The organism is Amycolatopsis sp. N2S4-7 (assembly GCF_058119595.1).
Genome location: NZ_CP172299.1, coordinates 2,993,546 through 3,011,742, shown reverse-complemented (window position 1 = coordinate 3,011,742; position 18,197 = coordinate 2,993,546). Strand labels below are relative to the sequence as shown.

The following is an 18,197-nucleotide window of genomic DNA, read 5'->3' as shown; positions in this document are numbered from 1 at the left end:
GGCTGCCGCAAGCACTCGACCCATGTTGCCTTCGTGAAGCAGGTCAGGGCATGGGCGAAGGACGCCACCCCGCTCGGAATCGCGTTGGATGCAGCAGAGCGACGATTTGCGGGCTCTGCGGAGCCGCTGGGCGCGCGGATCGTGAATGCCCTCGATGTCTGGCTTGGCCGGTTCGTCGGCATGAGCATAGAAGCAGGCACCGGCGAGTTGCTGGAGGCGAACGATTCCCGGCTCGGCACGATGTATGACGACTACCGCGCTGCCTTCCGGCAGCGGCTGACGACCCTGCTGGCGGAAGAGGGACGGCAGGGTGCCGAGACTGCGGCCGGCACCGCGGAGATGGTGCACACTCTCGCCATCGGGTGGAAGCACGAGGCTGCCGACCGCACCGAGTACGTCGACAAGCTGTCCAGGGCAGTGCGGCTGCTCGGCCTGGTGCAGGACGTCTCACAGGTTCCGGAACCGGATATCCGAGAAAGGACGGCCATGTCTCGCATCACCACCCAGTTCGGCAGGAATCCACAGCGGCTGAAATCGTCAAGGGCGTAAACGGGCTGTCGTGACCGGCGCCAGTTCCGGTATCGGTATCGAGACCGCAACACCGAGGCCGGTGACCGTGTCGCGGCCGAACTACGCGCTACCGGCTCGACAGTCCACGTGCGACAGCTTGATCTTGCCGATCGCAGCAGTTCACGCAGTTCGAGCGCAACAGTGCCGGTCGAGAAATCCGGTTCGTCACCAACCACCTCGGCCACTTCGAACTGACATCGCTTTCTCGCCGCGGCCGAAGGGAACCCGGGTGGGGCTGCTGAGCTCCAGTGGCCACCTGATCAGCCCGGTCGTCTTCGACGACCTCGACTTCCGGTTCGTCGTTATGACGCGATGCCAGCATACGGCCAGTCGAAGACAGCCAACACGTTGTTCGCCGTCGAGTCCGCGAAACGCTGGGCGCAAAACGGCATCACCGCCAACTCGCTCATGCCGGGCAACATCGCCACCAATTTGCAGCGTCACGTCACCCCGGATACGTTGACCGACAATGAGGGTTTCGACACGATCCCGCGGTGGTGGCAGGTGTCACTCGACCTGCTCGACCTCCGCTGAACAGGGCACGTCGGTCACCTTTCTTGCTGGAAACGTTGCAACAGGACTCGGACGACGGCCTTCGCCGCAACGGCGGCCAGAAGTGTCGAGTGAGGTTGCGGTGGGCGTTCGCGCGTCGCGGGCGGGCAAAGGTCGAACCTCGGTCGGCTCAGGGGACCAGCAGGATGCGACCGCCGACGGAGCCGCTTTCGAGGCGGCGGTGGGCTTCCGCGGCGTCGGCGAGGGGAAGCTCCTCCAAGTGCATGGCGAGCAGTCCCTGCCGGAGGGGCTCGAGTACTGCCTTGGCGGCTGCCTGGGACTCGTCTGGATGAGCCGGGCAGTAGGAGCCGGCGGAAAAGCCCATCACCGCCAGGTTTCGGTGCCACAGCGTATTCGAGGGGATCGTGTGGCCCCAATCGTCGCTGGCGTTGCCGACCAAGACCATCCGGCCCATCGGAGCAAGCAGCTCCAATGCGTCAGTCCGGGCCTGGCCGCCGACCGCGTCGATCACGACGTCGAACTGGTCGGTGCCGACGGCGTTCGGAAGTTCTTCGTTGGCGGTGATCGCGTCGTAGGGGAGGGTTGACTCGCGGGCTTTCGCCAGGGAGCCCTGTCGTGCCGTGCCGACTACGCGCGACGCACCGAGAGACCGAGCGACCCCCGGGAACGCGGACGCAAGGCCACCCAGGGCGCCCAAGACCAGGACGCGTTCGCCGGCCTTCAAGTGTGCCGCCTCGGTCAGTGCGAGGTATGCGGTCGTAGCGTTCGGCACGGCGGCCACTGCCAGTGCAGGATCCACGCCACCGTCGAGGCTCACGGTCATTGCGGCGTCGACCACCGCCACCGAGTTGTAACCACCCTCGCCGCCGGTGCCGGAAAGGGTGACAACGGGCTCGCCGATGCGGAACCCCTCGGTTCCGGCGCCCAGTGCGCGGATTGTCCCGGCTACTTCCAGGCCTGGGACGTAGGGAGGCCGAGGCAGTCCCGGAACGTCCTTGTACCGGCCTTGGCGCAGGTGGACGTCGATCAAGCCGACAGCAGCGTGGCTGACGTCGATAGACACCTGTCCGGGACCGGGGACCGGGTCGGGAAGCTCGGCGAGCTCGAATACGTCGGGGTCTCCGAATGCGGTGACTACAGCGGCTTTCATGGTCGGCCTCCTCAACGTCGGAGGGCGGTCCTCCGAGGATCTTCAACGCAAGTCGATTGCGTTAAGTTCACTGTAGCACTAACGCGCGTCACATGCGTTAAACTGGGGTCATGTATCGACGGGCTCGTTCGCCGGAGGCCAAGCTGCAGCGGTCGGAGGACCTTCTCGATGCTGCTCGTGTGCTGGCCGCCGAGTGCGGCGGAGTGCGGCACGTCACGCTCGCCCGCGTGACCGAGGCTGCCGGATTGCACCCTTCGGCGGTCCGGCGCTATTTCGCCAGCAAGGAAGAGCTCTTGCTCGAACTGGCCGAGCGCGGCTGGGAGGAGTGGCGAGAGGTGGTGGCGGGGCAGGTCGATGAAGGTGAGGGGCTGGAAGCGGCCGAGGTGGGGACCGTGCTGGCCCGCACTCTGGCGCGGCTGCCGTTGTTCTGCGACCTGCTCACGCATGTGGCCTTGAGTCTCGAGGGCGAGGTTGATCTCGATCGTGCCCGTCGGTTCAAGGAGAATTCGTTCGCGGCCCATGACGCGATCGTCGAGGCGATCGTTGCGGCCAGTTGCCTGTCTGCCGCCGAGGTGCGAGACCTGATCACGGTGGCGATCGGCCTCGCGGCAAGTCTGTGGCAAGTGTCGCACCCGACTGACACGCTCGCTGAGCTTTACTCGCGCAATCCCCGTTGGGCGCACGCCGCGTTGGACTTCGAACCCCGTCTGACTCGCTTGCTCGCGGCCGCTGCCGTAGGCCTGGCTGCCGGCGCGAGGTAGGCCGCAAGTCCTTGTGGTGACACGTTCCGTCCGTGGTCTCCGCGTGCGTTTGGCTGGTAGAAGGCTTGTACCTGACAGCGGGCCGCGTTAACGCAATCCGAGTGCGTTGACAACGCAATCTGGTTGCGTTAACGTCGGGTTGTCGGCCGTGAAGCCGAGCTTCCGCTCTCGTTCGCCTCCCGCGCTTGCCTGGCCGGGTCACTGAAGGCTCTGAATGCCTCCGTCCCGACTCATGGTGGGCAAGTCGTTTCAGGCAACCAAAAGGAGAAGAGATGGCACGTGAAGACGACGTCCGTTATCTGCTGGACCGAATCGCAATCCAGGACGTCATCGCCAAGTATGGCCTGGGGCAAGACCTGCACCAAGGCGACAACGAAGACCAGAACCTGATGCGCCAGTGGTCTGAGGTGTTCGCGCCGGACGCGGTCATCGACGCCGCCGATGTCGGTGAAGGCGACCAAATCGGGCTGGGCGACTACGTCGAGTTCATGCGCGGCGAGGAAGGCAAGGGCACCGAAGGGCTCGGCCGCGTATTCGGTCGATGGCAGCATCGCGAAGGCCACGCGACTGTCACGATCGACGGTGACAGGGCCACCGCGACCTCGCCGTTCTTCCATACCCACCAAACTCGGGACGGTCAGGCCAATGTCATCCACGTCGGCCTGTGGCACGACCGTCTGGAGCGGCGCCCGGAGGGGTGGCGCATCGCCCACCGGCGCCTGGAAAACGGATTCTTCACCACGTTCGCACGCGTCGCCGAGCCGCGCGACCTCATGAGCCGCTGACCGCCGCACCATTCGGGAAAAGAGAAAATCATGCAAACCGTAGCCAAGCACTTCATCGGCGGACGCTTCGTGGATTCGCACGGCACCGATGTTGTCGACGTGCGGAACCCGGCAACCGGCGAGCTCATCGGCCGATCGGTCCGCGGTGACGCCGTCGACGCCGAACGGGCTGTCGCCGCGGCCAAGGCGGCATTCCCGGCGTGGTCACAGACCACGCTCGACGAGCGCAAGCAGTATCTGCAGCGAATCGCCGACGCGATGACCCGGCGCCTGGAAGACCTCGTCACAGCGACGATCGCGGAGTACGGCGCGCCGATCTCGTTCGCGCGATACGTCATCACCCAAGCCCGCGACTTCTTCGTGATGGCACAAGACGTGCTGGTGCCGGAGAACTTCCAGGAGAGTCGGGGCAATGCGACGGTCACCAAGGTGCCGATCGGGGTGGCAGGCCTGCTGACGCCGTGGAATGGCAACCCGTGGTTCGTCGCGGGCAAAACCGCATCAGCCCTCGCTGCCGGCTGCACCGTCGTCGCCAAGCCCAGTGAACTGAGCACACTCGAGGCCCAGATCCTCATGGAATGCTTCGACGAAGCGGCGCTGCCGCCTGGCGTGGTCAACATCGTCAACGGCCCAGGCGCGGTCGTCGGCACCGCCATCACGCGCAGCCCCGACGTCCAGAAGATCTCGTTCACCGGCTCGACGAAGGTCGGCAGGCAGATCAGCCTGGACGCCACCGAGACGATGAAGCGCGTCACCCTCGAACTCGGCGGCAAGTCGCCGACGATCATCCTCGACGACGCCGACATGAGCAAGGCGATCACCTTCGCACTGACTGCGGGCTTGTTCAACACCGGCCAAGCCTGCATCGCCGGAACGCGGATCCTCGTTCCCCGCAGCAGGATGGCGGAGGCCGAGACCGCCCTCAAAACCGGCGTGGAGTCGCTGAAGATCGGCGACCTGAACGCGCCGGACACCGTCGTGCAGCCGATGGTCTCGGCGGGCCACTACGAGCGCGTGCAGTCCTACATCCGCAAGGGCGTCGAAGAAGGAGCCGAAATCCTGGTCGGCGGAGAAGGCAAGCCGGAAGGCTACGAAGCCGGGAACTACGTGCGCCCCACCGTCTTCGTCGGCGTGACCAACGACATGACGATCGCCCGCGAGGAGATCTTCGGCCCCGTTCTCTCCGTGCTCACCTACGAAGACGACGATGACGCAGTCGCAATCGCCAACGACACGGACTACGGCCTGCATGCCTACGTCTACGGCGAGAACCAGGAACGAGCTCGCGCGGTCGCGAACCGGATCATCGCCGGCCGAGTCATGGTCAACGAGATCGTCGATGACCCCGTGAACCCCTTCGGTGGGTTCAAGATGTCCGGCTTCGGGCGTGAGTTCGGTGTGTACGGGCTCAACGCCTACCTTGAGCCACGCGTGGTTTACGCGGCTGCCTGAAAGCGCCCGCGGAGCCTGGCCACGCGGCTCGATCGTCGTGGCCGGGCTCCGCGGCCGCGCTTCGCACGTGGCACAGCGGCACGAGTCCCGGTGGACGCGGTGTCGCGCCCCTGCTCAAATCCGGTGATGCTCTGCCGACATGGCCGCCAAAGGCACTCTTCACGCCGGGCGGATGCGGGCAACCGCGGTCGAGAGATTGGCTTCGATCTGCGTCAACGCAGTCAGCAAGGGGGACAGGTCGGCCTCGGCGAGATCGCCGACGGTCGCCGCTTCCAGGTCGCGCCACATCTGTTCGACCTCCTCGCGCAAGGCGCCGCTTGCCGGGGTGGAGGACACCAGGGTCGCACGGCCGTCCTGGGGGTCGGGTGTGCGTTCGACCAAGCCGGCTTTCTCCAGCCGCTGCACCATCCTGGTCATGGTCGCCGAGTCGGAGTCCAGCACCGTGACCAGTTCGGTCTGACGCACCGGACCCGAAGCCCACAGGTGCATCAAAAGCAGCTCTTGACCGCGGTGCAGTCCGATGTCGCGGAGCAGATACCCCGCCAGCATCCGGTGCAGCCGGACCACCCGGAACAGCTGGTGGCTGACCGGTCCGCTGCGCTCCGCGCCCGGGATTCTTCTCGGAGATCGTTCGTCTGACACGAGTACATGCTCCACTTCTGCGCCGGCCCGACCTCGAATACCCCTCGTCAGTGACCTAGGTCACAACGGGGCGCGGAATTCTTCTTCAACTTACCTGTTTAACCAGGTAAGTTCGCGTATGCGGCGCGACACGGCGGAGGAGTGCAGTTGAGCGACAAGAAAATCATCGCAGTGCTGGGAGCGACAGGTGCTCAGGGCGGGGGTCTGGTCAGGGCCATTCTGGGTGGTGCCGACGGTCCGTTCACGGTGCGGGCCATCACGCGAGACGCGGCCTCGCCGAAAGCCGTCGCGCTGGCCGACCGCGGCGCCGAGGTCGTCGAGGCGAGCCTGGAAGACGAGGATTCCCTGCGTGCGGCGTTCGACGGTGCACACGGCGTCTACGCGGTGACCAACTTCTGGGAGAGCATGTCCGCGGACGTCGAGCTGGCGCAGGCCGCACGGGCCGCAAGGGCCGTGAAAGCGGCGGGTGTCGCCCACGTCGTCTGGTCGACCCTGGAGGACACGCGCAGCGTCATCCCGGTGTCCGACCAGCGGGTCCCCGTGCTCCAGGAGCGTTACACGGTTCCCCACTTCGACGCCAAAGCGGAGGCGGACGCGTTCTTCCGCGAGTCGGGTGTTCCGACCACCTACCTGCGGACCACCTTCTACTGGGAAGGGTTCACCGCGGGTTTCGGGCCCTCGCGGGGCGAGGACGGGCGGGTCGTGCTGACGCTGCCCATGGCGGAAGCCAGGCTGTCGGGCATCGCTTCGGAGGACATCGGCCGCACCGCCTACGGCGTGTTCGAAGCCGGCGACGAGTACCAGGGCAAGACCGTGAGCATCGCGGGTGAGCACCTGACTGGAGCCCAGTACGCCGAGGCGTTCGCCGACGCTCTGGGTGAACCGGTGTCCTACCAGCCGCTTGCGCACGACCAGTTCCGCGCGCTGGGCATCCCCGCCGGCGACGAGATCGGCAACATGTTCCAGTTCTACGTCGAGGGCGAACGTGACTTCGTCGGAGCACGTGACCTGAACCTGGTCCGATCGCTCAACCCGCGGCTGCAGACGTTCCGCGCCTGGCTGGGCGAGCACGTCGAGGCGGTCAAGCCCGCATGACCGTCACGGAGGCGCGAAATCCTGGGGAGTTGCACCTGGCCGGCCGGTCGGCGCTGATCACCGGTGGGTCGCGGGGAATCGGCGCCGCTGTCGCCCGCCGTCTCGCACAGCACGGCAGCAATGTCGCGGTCACCTACTCCAGCTCGGCGAAAGCAGCTGACGAGGTGGTTGCCGACATCGTCGAACGCGGCGGACGAGCCGTGGCGATCCAGGCCGACAACTCCGATGCCGGCCAGATCCAGGCAGCCGTGTCGCGGGTCGTCGATGAATTCGGCGGCCTGGACATCCTGGTCAACAACGCCGGTATCGGGGTGTACGGCGCCACCGGGCAATTGGGGTTGGACGATTTCGACCGCATGGTCGCGGTCAACTTGCGCGGCGCCTTCGCTGCGGTGCAGGCCGCCCTGCCACATCTGGGGCGAGGCTCCCGGATCGTCACCACCGGCAGCGTGTTCGCCGACCGCAACCCGTTCCCCGAGCTTGCCGTCTATTCCATGACCAAGGCGGCGCTCGCCGGGTTGAGCCGAGGGCTGGCACGTGAATTGGCGTCCGAAGGCATCACGGTCAATGTCGTTCAACCGGGTGCAGTGGACACCGAGACCAACCCGGTCGACGGCATGGCGGCGCAAACGATGCTGCCGGCTACTCCGGTGGGCCGGTATGGGGCCGTCGAGGAGATCGCCGGGCTCGTGGCCTACCTCGTGAGCGCGGAGGCCGCGTTCATCACCGGTTCGACGATCAACGCCGACGGCGGCTTCGCTACCTGACTGCGGCCGGATCCCGGAGGGAACGGCTGATCAAGATCGGAAGAACGATGACAGATCCACTCCCTGCGCCCAGCGGGGGAAGGAAGGATGCGGCGGCATGACGGGCGAGTTCGTACGATCCGGTGATCCCGGGTCTTCGGGACGAGGGGCGGCATTGATCGTCGGAGCGGGGCCGGGCTTGGGTCTGGCGCTTGCGAAGGCGTTCTCGGGCGAGGGGTACCCGGTCGCGTTGTTCGGCCGGGACAGCGGAAGGGTGGGTGCGCTGGTGGAGCAGTCGTTCGCCCCCGGCAGTGTTGCGCGGGGATACGAGGTCGACTTCGCCGACCCGGCGCGGGTGCGGGCGGCGGTGCTCGAGGCGTGTGACGACCTGGGGGCGCCGGAGGTGCTTGTCTACAACGCAGCGCTCCTGCGTGCGGACACCCCGAGCGACCTCACTGACGACGACTGGAGTCGTGCGCTCGCTGTCGATGTGATCGGCGCCGCGGCCGCCGCGCGGGCAGTGATTCCTCGGCTGCGCGACGGGCGCGGCAGTGTTCTGTTCACCGGTGGTGGTCTCGCGCTCCAGCCGTCCGCCTCTTTCACATCGCTGTCGGTAGGAAAGGCGGCATTGCGCGCCTTGGCGTACGCGGTGCACGAGGAGCAGCGCGGAACCGAAGTGCACGTGTCGACGGTGACCATCACCGGGGCGCTCGGGGGTGGAGATCCGCGCTTCGACCCCGCCACTGTCGCGGCGCGCTACCTCGAACTCCACCGGAGTTCCTCGGAGCAGTGGCAGGCCGAGGTCGTCCACTGAGCCCGGGCCGGTTCGTCCGTTGACTGATGCGTCGGACCACGGACGAACCGGACGGCGACTCACGCACGAAGGCCCGGGGAGCAACGTCCACAGCCGGCGTGCCTTGCTGTCCGTTGGCCGTCAACCGGCCTTTGCTTGCCTGGAGGTACTTCAAAGAAGCTGGAAGCCGTCCTCGTTGCCTGGGGGGACAAGCGCATCTGCCGTATCCTCGGCCCCTCGTGTCGAAGTGTCGCCTCGGTCGGCGATTCTGCTCAGGAACTCGGCCACGTGCGTGGTGTCCCCGGCGTCGAGGTGGGCGAAGACCCGGGTCCAGGCGCTCGCGAGGTGATCAGGGTAAGCCTCACGTAAACGGTCGAATCCGGCAGACGTAAGGCAGGCGATCATACTGCGGCCGTCGTCGGCGCACCTCAATTTCGTCACCAGTTCGCGCTTCTGCAGGCCGTCCACGACCCGCGTGATCCTGCTGGGGGAGAGGGATGCCGCCGTCGCGAGATCCGTCATCCGGAGCCGCCGTTCGGCGGCTTCCGACAGGTGCATCAGCACGAAGTACTCGGTGAGCGACAGACCCGTGGAGCGGAGCAGGTCCTCGTCGAGCGCACGGGGCAATGACGTCGCCACCCGCATCAGCGCTCGCCAGAGCTGCTCCTGATCTCGGTCGAGAGGCAAGGCATGCATACCGGCATTATACTTGCTTGGCAAAGCATTTATCGACACTAGTCGGTAAAGTTGCAGATGCAAGTAGATGGTATGACGCCCGAGTGGGCCGCGTGTGGCGCGCGCGGAAGTGGTAGGGGGTGGCGCCGTCGGCGCGCTCGGGTCCCGAGGCTCACTCTTCTTGTGCGGAGCGGGGGCCGGTGGAGAAGGAGCGGGCAGGTCACTTCTAGACTGCGACCACGTCCTCCTGGTACCCGGGAACGTCGTGGAAGAATGCTTGCTTGACAAAGCAGCAACGTTCGGTCCAGGATAAATTTGCCCGAGCAAGCAAATAGTGTCGGTAGGTAGCGGATGCAAGCCCGTGGACCGAAGCGGCGCTATCGGTCCGGTCCCGGCGACCCGGCCGGACTGTGCGCCCCGGCTTCGACAGCAGGTGATATCGCGATCAGCTGCGGCTGGTAGCCCCTGAGGAGAGAGCTCATGCACCGACCCGACCCCGGGCGCTACGTAGTCGAGCCCGCCAGGTCGTCGATCTCGTTCTCCACCACGCACGTGTTCGGGCTGGGCGAAGTGCACGGCACGTTCGCCGTCACGGCCGGGCACGTCATAGTGCGTGATCCGGTCGACGAGTCCTCGGTGGAAGCGGAGATCGACGCGGCGAGCTTCGACACCGGGAACCGGTCGCGGGATCGGAAGGTGCGCTCGAAGTCCTTCCTTGACGCAGAAAGTCATCCGTCGATCAGTTTCCGCTCGACGAGGGTGGCGGCCGACGGTGACGGCTGGACCGTGGATGGCTTGCTCACCGTGCGCGGTGCGGAGGCCCCCGTTCAGATTCGCACGACCGATCTTCGACTCAGCAGAGGCGCCCTGGTGATCAGCGCCGAGGCCGACATCGACCGGTACGCCCATGGCGTCACTGCGATGAAGGGCATGGCCGGCCGCCACCTGACCCTCACCGTCGCCGCAACTGCAGCTCCGGCCGACAGCTCGTCGACCAGGAAATCGTCTCTGCGAAAGGAAGAAAGCATGACCGAGCACCAAAGTGGCCGTCATCTACTACTCGGCGACCGGCACCGTCCATGAGCTGGCGCAGTCGATCGCTTCGGGCGCTGAGGAGGCCGGGGCGGAGGTGAAGCTGCTGAAGGTCACCGAACTGGCGCCGCAGGCGGCCATCGACTCCAACTCTGCCTGGGCGGAGCACGTTGTGACGACCCGGGACGTGCCGGTCGCCACGACGGAGGACGTTCTGTGGGCGGATGCTGTCATCTTCGGCTCACCCACGCGGTTCGGTAACGTGGCGAGCCAGCTGAAGCAGTTCATCGACACCCTCGGTGGGGTGTGGGCTCAGGGCCTGCTCGCGGACAAGGTCTACAGCGGCTTCACGGCTACGGCCACGGCACACGGTGGCCAGGAGTCCACGCTGCTCGCGCTGTACAACAGCGTGCACCATTTCGGCGGTGTTGTCGTGGCCCCCGGGTACACGGACCCGATCAAGTTCGCCGACGGCAACCCCTACGGAACCAGCCACGTCAACGGCCAAGGCGCCATCCCGGTCGACGACGTCGCCCGGGCTGCCGCTGTCTTCCAGGGCGAGCGAGTGGCTCAGATCGCCGGCGCGCTGAAGGCAGGACTGGCCGCGACCGCCGGTCAGTGAGCCCGGAACCCGACTTCGTCGATGCCGATTTCAGGCAGCGAGCGGTCGCGTCCGGGGACGGCTCTCGCGGGTGACCGAAGCATTTCACGACCTTGCGGCCGATCGCTCGCCCGCACCACCTCATGAGCTTCTTCAAACCAATGAGAAAGGTTGTCATGGCGAACGTAGTCGTGGCGTCACCTCCCATTTACGGGCACGTCACCCCGCTGAAAGCCGTCGCGGCGGACCTGGTTCGGCGTGGCCACCGTGTGGTCTTCACGACAGGTTCGCGATACCGCGACAGCGTCGAGTCGATCGGTGCGCGGTTTCTGCCTCTGCTGGGCACGGCCGACTTCGACGGAGACAACCTGCCGGGGGCGTTCCCGGAGCTGATCGCGTTGCCGCCGGGGCCCGCGCAGCTGCAGTACTCGCTGCAGCACGTTTTCATCGACCCCATGCCGGACCAGCATCGGACGCTCCAGGAGATTTTCTCCGAAATCGGGGACGAGCCGGTCGCCCTTCTCCACGACACCACGTTCCTGGGAGCGTGGCCGGTGCGCTACGGAGCGCCGGGACGCGGCCCAACGGCGGTGATCGGGATCGGTCCGGTACCGATGACTCTGAGCAGTGAGGACACCGCCCCCTACGGCGTGGGCGGCCCTCCGGACAGCTCTCCTGAGGCGAAGGAGCGCAACCGGGCGGCGAATCGCCAGATGCAAGAGGTGTTCCTCGGCGACGTGCAGCGCCACCTGGTCAAGGTGCTGGAGTCGACCGGTGCGACCGGCACTCCTCCGTTCGTCCTCGACGGCGGTATCACCGTGCCGGACCGCTTCTTGCAGTTGTCGATCCCGTCCTTCGACTACCCGCGCAGCGACCTCCCGGAAACTGTTCGATATGTCGGAGCCCTGCCCGCCGGTGCCGGTCCCGGCAGCAGCCTTCCGGAGTGGTGGGGCGAAGTGACGACGGCCCAGCGGCCCGTCGTAGTGGTCACCCAGGGCACGTTGGCGAACTTCGACTTCGGTGAGCTGGTGCAGCCCACGCTGGATGCCCTCGCGGATCTGGACGTGCTGGTGATCGCGACGCTCGGCAGGGACGCGGAATTGGAGCGCGTCCCAGCCAACGCCCGGGTCGCGAGGTACATCCCGTATGACGAGCTGCTGCCTCACGCCGCGGTCGTGGTGACGAACGGTGGTTACGGCGGTGTCCAGCAGGTGCTCGGCCACGGCATACCGCTGGTGGCCGCAGGCCTCACCGAGGACAAGATCGAGGTGACCGCCCGGATCGCGTGGTCGGGCGCCGGAATCAACTTGGCAACCCAGCGCCCGGAGCCCGCCGATATCCGGACGGCGGTCGAGTCGGTGCTCGCCGAGCCGGCTTACCGTCGGCGAGCGGGGGAGCTGGCGACCGAGTACGCCTCCTACGACACGTTCACAGCCGTCCACCAGACAGTCATCGACTTGCTCGGCTGAGAGGCCGGCGCTCGTACAGCCGCACTGGAACCGGCTCGGGGCCCCGCGCCGACGCCCCGAGCCGCTTCATCCGATCAAGGAGAACCGATGAACTTCCAGGGCAGGACCGCCCTCATCACAGGTGCCTCGTCCGGCATCGGAGCTGCCTTCGCCCGGGAGCTGGCTTCCCGTGGGTGTCACCTGGTGCTCGTCGCTCGACGTGAGCAACGGCTGAAGGACCTGGCCGCGGAGCTCGAACGGCGCCACGGCAGGACCGTCCACGTGCTGCGCGCCGACTTGAGCGACCTCGCCAGCGCCGGCGAGATCCTGGCCCGGACCGACCAGCTCGGCGTGCACGTCGACATCCTCGTGAACAACGCGGGATTCGCCACTTACGGCCGGTTCGAGACGATCGATCCGGCTCGGGACCAAGCACTCGCTGTGGTCAACTCCGTCGCGGTTGTCGGGCTGACTCACGCCTACCTGCCGCGCATGCTCGAGCGCGGCTCCGGCGCGGTCATCACGGTGTCTTCGGCGGCTGCCTTCCAGCCGATGCCCTACCAGGCCGTCTACGCCGCGTCGAAGGCCTTCGTCCAGTCGTTCAGCGAGGCGATCTGGGCCGAGACGCGAGGGCGTGGTGTCCGTGTGGTCGCGTGTTGCCCTTCGGCGACCGACACCGAGTACTTCGACGTGGTCGGCAATGAGGACGAAGCGCTGATCGGTCCCAAACGGCCGCCCGAGGGTGTGGTCCGGGACGCGCTACGCGCGCTGGAGCGCAACCGGCCCGCCGTGGTTGTCGGCCTTCGGTGGAAGCTGACCGCGCTCTCCCCGCGGCTGGTGCCGCGTGGCCTGATGGCTCGGATCGGTGAGTTCCTCCTGCGCCCCAAACGCTCGCCGGCACCCACGTCAGGCTGACCGGACGACGTCCGGGCCCCTTCAAGGCGGCTGCGACCTGCGGCCGATCACGACTCGAGAGGAGATGACCGATCACCTCGAACTGGCCGGCGCTTACCGGCCCTTCCGGGCGGTCACCCGGCACGCCGACATCATGGAGATCGAGCGGAACCACCCGACGTTCCTCAACGGTCGACGTTCGATCCTCACGCCGGCGGCGGCGCTCGAGGAGAAGATCGACGTGCTGGACGAGGCCGGGCAAGCAGTGCGTTCACTGATCGACCTCGACGAGCACGAGCTCACTACGCCGGTGACCGCAGGGGCCGTTCCTTCAGCTGTTCGAGTGCCATCTGGCGGGACCCAGCCGTCACGCCGGCGGAGCACCTGCATCGTCTCGGGCGGTGGCCCGCCTCGGCGACCTGGAGCTCGCGCCCGGGTCCAGGGAAGAAGCCGTGGTGACCGCGCCGGAACCTGCGAGAAATAATATCGATAATTCGACGTATGTGACCCTGCTCTGGAAGTCTCGATAACGAGTAGGATCCTCGTCATGACGGTGTCCCCGGCTACGCGAGCCGAAGAGGTGTACGCGGCGTTGCGCTCCGATCTGCTCACGGGCGTGTTGGAGCCCGGCCGCAGACTCAAGGTGGTCGAGCTGGCCGGACGCTTCGGAGTGAGCCAGTCGGTGGTGCGTGAAGCGCTGCTGCGGCTCACCGAGCAGGATCTGCTCGTGGCCGAGCCGCAGCGCGGCGTGCGCGTGCGCGACCTGTCGGTGGAAGACATCGCCGGGTTGACCGAGACTCGGGTGCTGGTCGAGTCGCAAGCGTTGCGCTGGTCGATCGCGCGGGGCGATTTGGCGTGGGAGAGCGAAGTGCTCGGCTCCCACCACCGGTTGGCCAAGACATCCGTGACCGACGCCGAAGGCAAGGTCAGCGAGGAATGGGCGACGAGGCACAACGAGTTCCACCACGCGCTGCTGTCCGGCTGCGGGAACCAGCGCCTTCAGGCTGTAGCAGCCGCGTTGCGCGACAGTGCGGAGTTGTACCGGCGTTGGTACTGGGTCTTGACCGACGATTCTCGACGTGACATTGCGGCAGAACACCAAGAACTGAAGGACCTCAGCCTCGCCAAGGAGGCCGACGCGGCGGTCGACCTGCTGGTCCGTCACATCGAGCGTGCTCCATGTCAGCTGATCGCGTACGCGCGTGAGCACGGGGAGAAGGGTTTCGCTTCCGGGCAGTGATGATCATGTCGCCCGGAAGAGGACGCGCTACAAGAGGTCGGCGGCCGCGCGCAGCGTCGCGGTGTAGTCGGTCCCCCGCACCTGGGTGACGATGGGGTTGGTTGCCCCGGCCGCGATGTGACGTTCGATCCCGGCGCAGACGTCGTCGCCACTTCCGATGGCACACAACGCCGCGATGAACTCCTCGGTGATTGCCTGCTTCTGCGCTTCCCGGTCGCCGCTGGAGGCGTCGTAGGACTCGATGACCGATGCATAACCGGCATTCGTGAACATCTTGCGGTAGAACGGCAGCCCGAAGTAGCGGTGCAGCTCATCGCGTATGCCCTCGAGTGCCACCGCGGGATCCGCCCCGGCCGAGGAGGGAACTGCCGGCATGATCGCGAAACCGTCGAGAGGCTTGCCTGCAGCCGCTCGTCCCTTGCCAAGCTCGGGGACGACGACGTCGCGGACATAGTCGGAGGGGCAGGCCCAGAGGACGACACCGTCGGCGATTTCCCCGGCGAGACGCAGCATGGCCGGAGAGAGCCCGGCCATCAAGATCGGAACGTCCGGGTTGGGCTCGAAACCGTTGAACTTGAAGGTCGAGTTCCACCGTTTGCCCTCGGGCGGAGTCTGCCCGGCCAGGAGCCATCGCACCACGCTGACGTACTCCCGCATTTCGGCCAGCGGATCGCCGATCTGCTGGCCGTGCCAGCCCCCCATCGTGACCCGGTGCCCGGTGCCCAGACCCAGACGGAAGCGGCGGACCGACAGGTTGTCGAGTGTGGCAGCGCTTTGCGCCATCGATGCCGGTGAGCGGTGGTAGATCGGGGCTACCGCAGTGGCCAGGCCGATGTTGTGCGTGACCATCGCCAACGCCGCGAGCGTGGTGAACGAGTCGCGGGCGGCGATGTGGGAGCTGGTGACCGTGTCGTAGCCGAGTTCGTCAGCCAGTTGTGCGTGCGCGATCATTTCGCCGAAGGGGAGCGCGGCCGGAATCTGGCAGCTCAGCAACATGGGACACACTCCGGGGAGTCGGCAGCGCGGCGAACCAGGCCAGTGCCGCGGGGTTGTCGAGGGATTCGGCGTCGCTGACCGTTGCCGGGGCCGCGCCTTGCAAGATCCGTTTGACCGGCACTTCGAGCTTCTTGCCCGTGCGGGTGTGCGGGATCGCGGGAGCGGCGATGATCTGGTCGGGCACGTGCCGGGGCGAGGCTTCGTCGCGGATCACCGCGCGAATGCGTGCGGTCAGCGCCTCATCGAGATCGGCGTGCTCCGCGAGCACCACGAACAGTGGCATCCAGTAGCCGCCGTCCGGTTGCTCGACGCCGATCACCAGGGCCTCGCGCACCTCGGGCAATTGCTCGACCGCGCGGTAGATGTCGGCGCTGCCCATCCGCACGCCGTTGCGGTTCAACGTGGCGTCGGAACGACCGTGCACGATCACCGAGCCGCGTCCGGTGATCGTGATCCAGTCGCCGTGCCGCCACACGCCGGGGTAGGTGCTGAAGTAGGACTCGCGGTAGCGACGATCCCCGGGATCGTTCCAGAACCGCAGGGGCATCGATGGCATCGGCTTGGTGACCACGAGTTCACCGACCGCAGCGCGGACGCTGCGGCCGTGCTCGTCCCAGGCGTCGAGTGCGACACCGAGACAGGGCACCGACAGCTCGCCGGGGTAGATCGGCTCGGTGGCCGCTGCTCCGGCGAAGGCACTGACGATGTCGGTGCCGCCGGAGGTGGACACGACGCGCACCTGGGCGCCGACGTGTTCGGCGCACCAGTGGTAGGACTCGGCCGGCAATGCGGATCCCGACGAGCCGACCATCCGCAGTGCCGAAAGGTCGTGGTCGGCTCGAGGGGAGATCCCCGCCTTCGCGCATGCGAGCAGGTAGGCGGGGCTCGCTCCGAGCAACGTCACGCCATGCTCTGCGGCGAGCACCCAGAGCGCTTCGGGGCCCGGGTGAGTCGGGCTGCCGTCGTAACAGACGATCGTTGACCCGGTCAACAGCCCGGACACCTGGTAGTTCCACACCATCCAACTCGGCGAGGTGTACCAGAAGTAGGTGCTGTGCTGGTCGAGATCGAGGTGCAGCGAGAGCGCTTTCAGATGTTCCAGGAGCACGCCACCGTGACCGTGCACGATGCCCTTCGGGACACCGGTGGTGCCGGAGGAGAACAGCACCCACAGGGGATGGTCGAACGGAAGGGCGACGGGTTCGAGCGGGTGTTTTCCGGCGGTGGCGGATTCCCAGGGCAGCACATCGTCCAGCGGGAGTCCGAGGCGTTGGAAGGCGATGGTCGCGCGCAGCCCCGGCAGCTGCTTGCGCAGTGCGGCCACGGCGTCTCGCCGGTCGTGGATTCGACCGGCGTAGCGGTAGCCGTCGGCGGTGATCAGCACGGCCGGGTCCAGCTGGCCGAGCCGATCACCCGCCGCTGACGGCGAGTAGTCCTGGCCGCAGGCGGACCACACGGCGCCGATGCTGGCAGAGGCCAGGAAGGCGATAACCGCTTCCGCGGTGTTGGGCAGGTAGCCCGCGACTCGGTCGCCGGGCACCAGCCCGAGCCGGCGCAACGTCTGCGCGAGCGCCGCGGTGCGAGCTCGCAACTCGGGCCAGGAAATCCTGCGGGCGGCGCCGGGCTCGGCGACGTCGATGATGGCGGGCCGGGCGGTCGTGGCCCGGCGGAACACTTGATCGACGTAGTTGAGGGTGGAACCGGGGAACCAGCGGGCCCCGGGCATGCGCTCGTCCGGCAGCGGATGCTCGAAGGCGGTGGCTGAGCGGACGTCGAAGAAGTCCCACACTGCCGACCAGAAACCGGGCAGGTTGTCGATCGACCAAGCCCACAGCGACTGGTAGTCGTCTCCCACCGGTGCGCCGCGCTCGGCGGCGCACCAACGGGCGAACCGGGCGAGGGCGGAGCTGCTCACGACGAGGTGCTCGTCCGGTAGCGGGCCCCTGCGAAGAGCGGATTTTGCATGTGCCCGATGCCCTCGATCGTGCTGCGGAGGGTGCCACCAGGCGGGAGGTAGCGCTTCGGGTCCCGTGCCATGCCGACCCCGGACGGGGTTCCGGTGAAGATGAGGTCACCGGGCAACAGCGGCAGGACCGCCGACAGCCGCGCGATGAGCTCGGGGACCGAGAAGATCAGGTCCTTGGTGCGCCCGTCCTGCAGGACTTCGCCGTCGAGCGAGCAGGAAAGGGCCAGGTCGTCGGGGTCGCTGAACTCGTCCGGGGTGACGATCGCCGGCCCGATCGGGCTGAATCCGGGGTAGGACTTGCCCAGTGAGAACTGGGGGACGGGGCCGCTGAGCTGCACGGCGCGCTCGGACAAGTCCTGCCCGATCGTCAGGCCGGCGACGTACTGCCAGGCAGCCTCCTCGGTCACTTCGTAGGCTTCGCGGCCCACGACGACGACCAGCTCGACCTCCCAGTCGACCTGGTCGCTGGGCAGCCGTACGGCGTCGCTCGGTCCGGTGATGCTGCTGACGAATTTGGTGAACACCGCGGGCGACGAGGGGGGCCGTGCTACGCCCGCCTCGTCGGCGTGTGCGCGATAGTTGAGCCCGATGCCGAAGACTTGCGCCGGGCGTACCACGGGAGCGCCCAGGCTGCTTTCGGAGAAGGGCACGGCGTTGTCGGCCGACTGCTGCGCCGCCCAGGTGCAGAACTCGGGCCAGCGGCGGAAGACGAGGTCGGCGTCGGCGGAGTAGCGGCCCTTGCTGGCGTCGGCGACGTCGAGCGCCCGGTCTTCGAACAGCAGGGACAGCCGGCCGTCGATCCTGCCGATGCGCATGTGGACTCCTTCTGGACTGGGTG

20 protein-coding genes are annotated in these 18,197 nt (G+C 67.0%); 14 read left to right on the top strand and 6 right to left on the bottom strand.

Features of this window, described 5'->3' with window-relative positions; all coding sequences use genetic code 11:
- Positions 1–33 precede the first annotated feature (33 nt).
- Complete coding sequence (locus tag ACH54P_RS13950) at positions 34–549, top strand: hypothetical protein (RefSeq protein WP_489912805.1); 516 nt, start codon at positions 34–36, stop codon at positions 547–549.
- Positions 550–882: 333 nt separating this feature from the next.
- Complete coding sequence (locus ACH54P_RS13945; RefSeq protein WP_489912804.1) at positions 883–1,104, top strand: SDR family NAD(P)-dependent oxidoreductase; 222 nt, start codon at positions 883–885, stop codon at positions 1,102–1,104.
- 148 nt (positions 1,105–1,252) lie between these two features.
- Here ACH54P_RS13945 and ACH54P_RS13940 read toward each other — a convergent pair whose 3' ends face one another.
- A complete protein-coding gene (locus ACH54P_RS13940; protein ID WP_489912803.1) occupies positions 1,253–2,233 on the bottom strand; it encodes a quinone oxidoreductase family protein in 981 nt (326 codons plus the stop codon).
- A gap of 110 nt (positions 2,234–2,343) precedes the next feature.
- Between ACH54P_RS13940 and ACH54P_RS13935 the strand changes: the two genes are divergently transcribed.
- The 3 genes from ACH54P_RS13935 to ACH54P_RS13925 all read left to right on the top strand — a co-directional run bounded on the left by ACH54P_RS13935 (position 2,344) and on the right by ACH54P_RS13925 (position 5,231).
- Positions 2,344–2,994 (top strand): TetR/AcrR family transcriptional regulator, encoded by a 651-nt coding sequence (locus ACH54P_RS13935; protein ID WP_489912802.1) that lies wholly within the window; start codon positions 2,344–2,346, stop codon positions 2,992–2,994.
- A gap of 272 nt (positions 2,995–3,266) precedes the next feature.
- A complete protein-coding gene (locus ACH54P_RS13930) occupies positions 3,267–3,779 on the top strand; it encodes a nuclear transport factor 2 family protein (protein ID WP_489912801.1) in 513 nt (170 codons plus the stop codon).
- 30 nt (positions 3,780–3,809) lie between these two features.
- Positions 3,810–5,231 carry an aldehyde dehydrogenase family protein gene (locus ACH54P_RS13925; protein ID WP_489912800.1) on the top strand — a complete coding sequence of 474 codons (1,422 nt, stop codon included), beginning with the start codon at positions 3,810–3,812 and terminating at the stop codon, positions 5,229–5,231.
- 159 nt (positions 5,232–5,390) lie between these two features.
- Here ACH54P_RS13925 and ACH54P_RS13920 read toward each other — a convergent pair whose 3' ends face one another.
- Positions 5,391–5,873, bottom strand: a complete 483-nt coding sequence (locus ACH54P_RS13920; protein WP_489912799.1) for a MarR family winged helix-turn-helix transcriptional regulator — start codon at positions 5,871–5,873, stop codon at positions 5,391–5,393.
- A 147-nt stretch (positions 5,874–6,020) separates the two neighbouring features.
- On the opposite strand from ACH54P_RS13920, the gene ACH54P_RS13915 reads away from it, so the two are divergent.
- The 3 genes from ACH54P_RS13915 to ACH54P_RS13905 all read left to right on the top strand — a co-directional run bounded on the left by ACH54P_RS13915 (position 6,021) and on the right by ACH54P_RS13905 (position 8,528).
- Positions 6,021–6,968, top strand: coding sequence for an NmrA/HSCARG family protein (locus ACH54P_RS13915; protein ID WP_489912798.1), 948 nt, complete (start codon positions 6,021–6,023; stop codon positions 6,966–6,968).
- Positions 6,965–7,735 carry an SDR family NAD(P)-dependent oxidoreductase gene (locus ACH54P_RS13910; protein ID WP_489912797.1) on the top strand — a complete coding sequence of 257 codons (771 nt, stop codon included), beginning with the start codon at positions 6,965–6,967 and terminating at the stop codon, positions 7,733–7,735. Before ACH54P_RS13915 ends, ACH54P_RS13910 begins: the two co-directional genes overlap by 4 nt.
- A gap of 97 nt (positions 7,736–7,832) precedes the next feature.
- Complete coding sequence (locus ACH54P_RS13905) at positions 7,833–8,528, top strand: SDR family NAD(P)-dependent oxidoreductase (protein WP_489912796.1); 696 nt, start codon at positions 7,833–7,835, stop codon at positions 8,526–8,528.
- Between the two features lie 150 nt (positions 8,529–8,678).
- Here the strand turns inward: ACH54P_RS13905 and ACH54P_RS13900 are convergent, their stop codons facing one another.
- Positions 8,679–9,203 carry a MarR family winged helix-turn-helix transcriptional regulator gene (locus ACH54P_RS13900; protein ID WP_489912795.1) on the bottom strand — a complete coding sequence of 175 codons (525 nt, stop codon included), beginning with the start codon at positions 9,201–9,203 and terminating at the stop codon, positions 8,679–8,681.
- Positions 9,204–9,662: 459 nt separating this feature from the next.
- Between ACH54P_RS13900 and ACH54P_RS13895 the strand changes: the two genes are divergently transcribed.
- From ACH54P_RS13895 to ACH54P_RS13870, 6 genes are all read left to right on the top strand, one after another.
- On the top strand, positions 9,663–10,265 hold the full coding sequence (locus ACH54P_RS13895; RefSeq protein WP_489912794.1) for a YceI family protein: 603 nt from the start codon (positions 9,663–9,665) through the stop codon (positions 10,263–10,265).
- Positions 10,225–10,836, top strand: a complete 612-nt coding sequence (gene wrbA / locus ACH54P_RS13890; protein ID WP_489912793.1) for an NAD(P)H:quinone oxidoreductase — start codon at positions 10,225–10,227, stop codon at positions 10,834–10,836. The genes ACH54P_RS13895 and wrbA overlap by 41 nt, the downstream gene beginning before the upstream one ends.
- Before the next feature lie 155 nt (positions 10,837–10,991).
- Positions 10,992–12,284, top strand: coding sequence for a glycosyltransferase (locus ACH54P_RS13885; protein ID WP_489912792.1), 1,293 nt, complete (start codon positions 10,992–10,994; stop codon positions 12,282–12,284).
- 87 nt (positions 12,285–12,371) lie between these two features.
- A complete protein-coding gene (locus ACH54P_RS13880) occupies positions 12,372–13,178 on the top strand; it encodes an SDR family NAD(P)-dependent oxidoreductase (protein WP_489912791.1) in 807 nt (268 codons plus the stop codon).
- 64 nt (positions 13,179–13,242) lie between these two features.
- Positions 13,243–13,641, top strand: a complete 399-nt coding sequence (locus ACH54P_RS13875) for a hypothetical protein (protein ID WP_489912790.1) — start codon at positions 13,243–13,245, stop codon at positions 13,639–13,641.
- Between the two features lie 63 nt (positions 13,642–13,704).
- Positions 13,705–14,397 (top strand): GntR family transcriptional regulator, encoded by a 693-nt coding sequence (locus tag ACH54P_RS13870; RefSeq protein WP_489912789.1) that lies wholly within the window; start codon positions 13,705–13,707, stop codon positions 14,395–14,397.
- A 27-nt stretch (positions 14,398–14,424) separates the two neighbouring features.
- On the opposite strand, the gene ACH54P_RS13865 is transcribed toward ACH54P_RS13870, so the two are convergent.
- Genes ACH54P_RS13865 through ACH54P_RS13855 form a run of 3 tightly spaced genes read right to left on the bottom strand, consistent with a single transcriptional unit; the run spans position 14,425 to position 18,174 of the window.
- A complete protein-coding gene (locus ACH54P_RS13865) occupies positions 14,425–15,348 on the bottom strand; it encodes an LLM class flavin-dependent oxidoreductase (RefSeq protein ID WP_489912788.1) in 924 nt (307 codons plus the stop codon).
- Positions 15,323–17,308 carry an acetoacetate--CoA ligase gene (locus tag ACH54P_RS13860; protein ID WP_489912787.1) on the bottom strand — a complete coding sequence of 662 codons (1,986 nt, stop codon included), beginning with the start codon at positions 17,306–17,308 and terminating at the stop codon, positions 15,323–15,325. The genes ACH54P_RS13865 and ACH54P_RS13860 overlap by 26 nt, the downstream gene beginning before the upstream one ends.
- Positions 17,305–18,174: a fumarylacetoacetate hydrolase family protein gene (locus ACH54P_RS13855; protein ID WP_489912786.1), complete on the bottom strand. Its 870-nt coding sequence runs from the start codon at positions 18,172–18,174 to the stop codon at positions 17,305–17,307. Before ACH54P_RS13855 ends, ACH54P_RS13860 begins: the two co-directional genes overlap by 4 nt.
- Between the last annotated feature and the right edge of the window lie 23 nt (positions 18,175–18,197).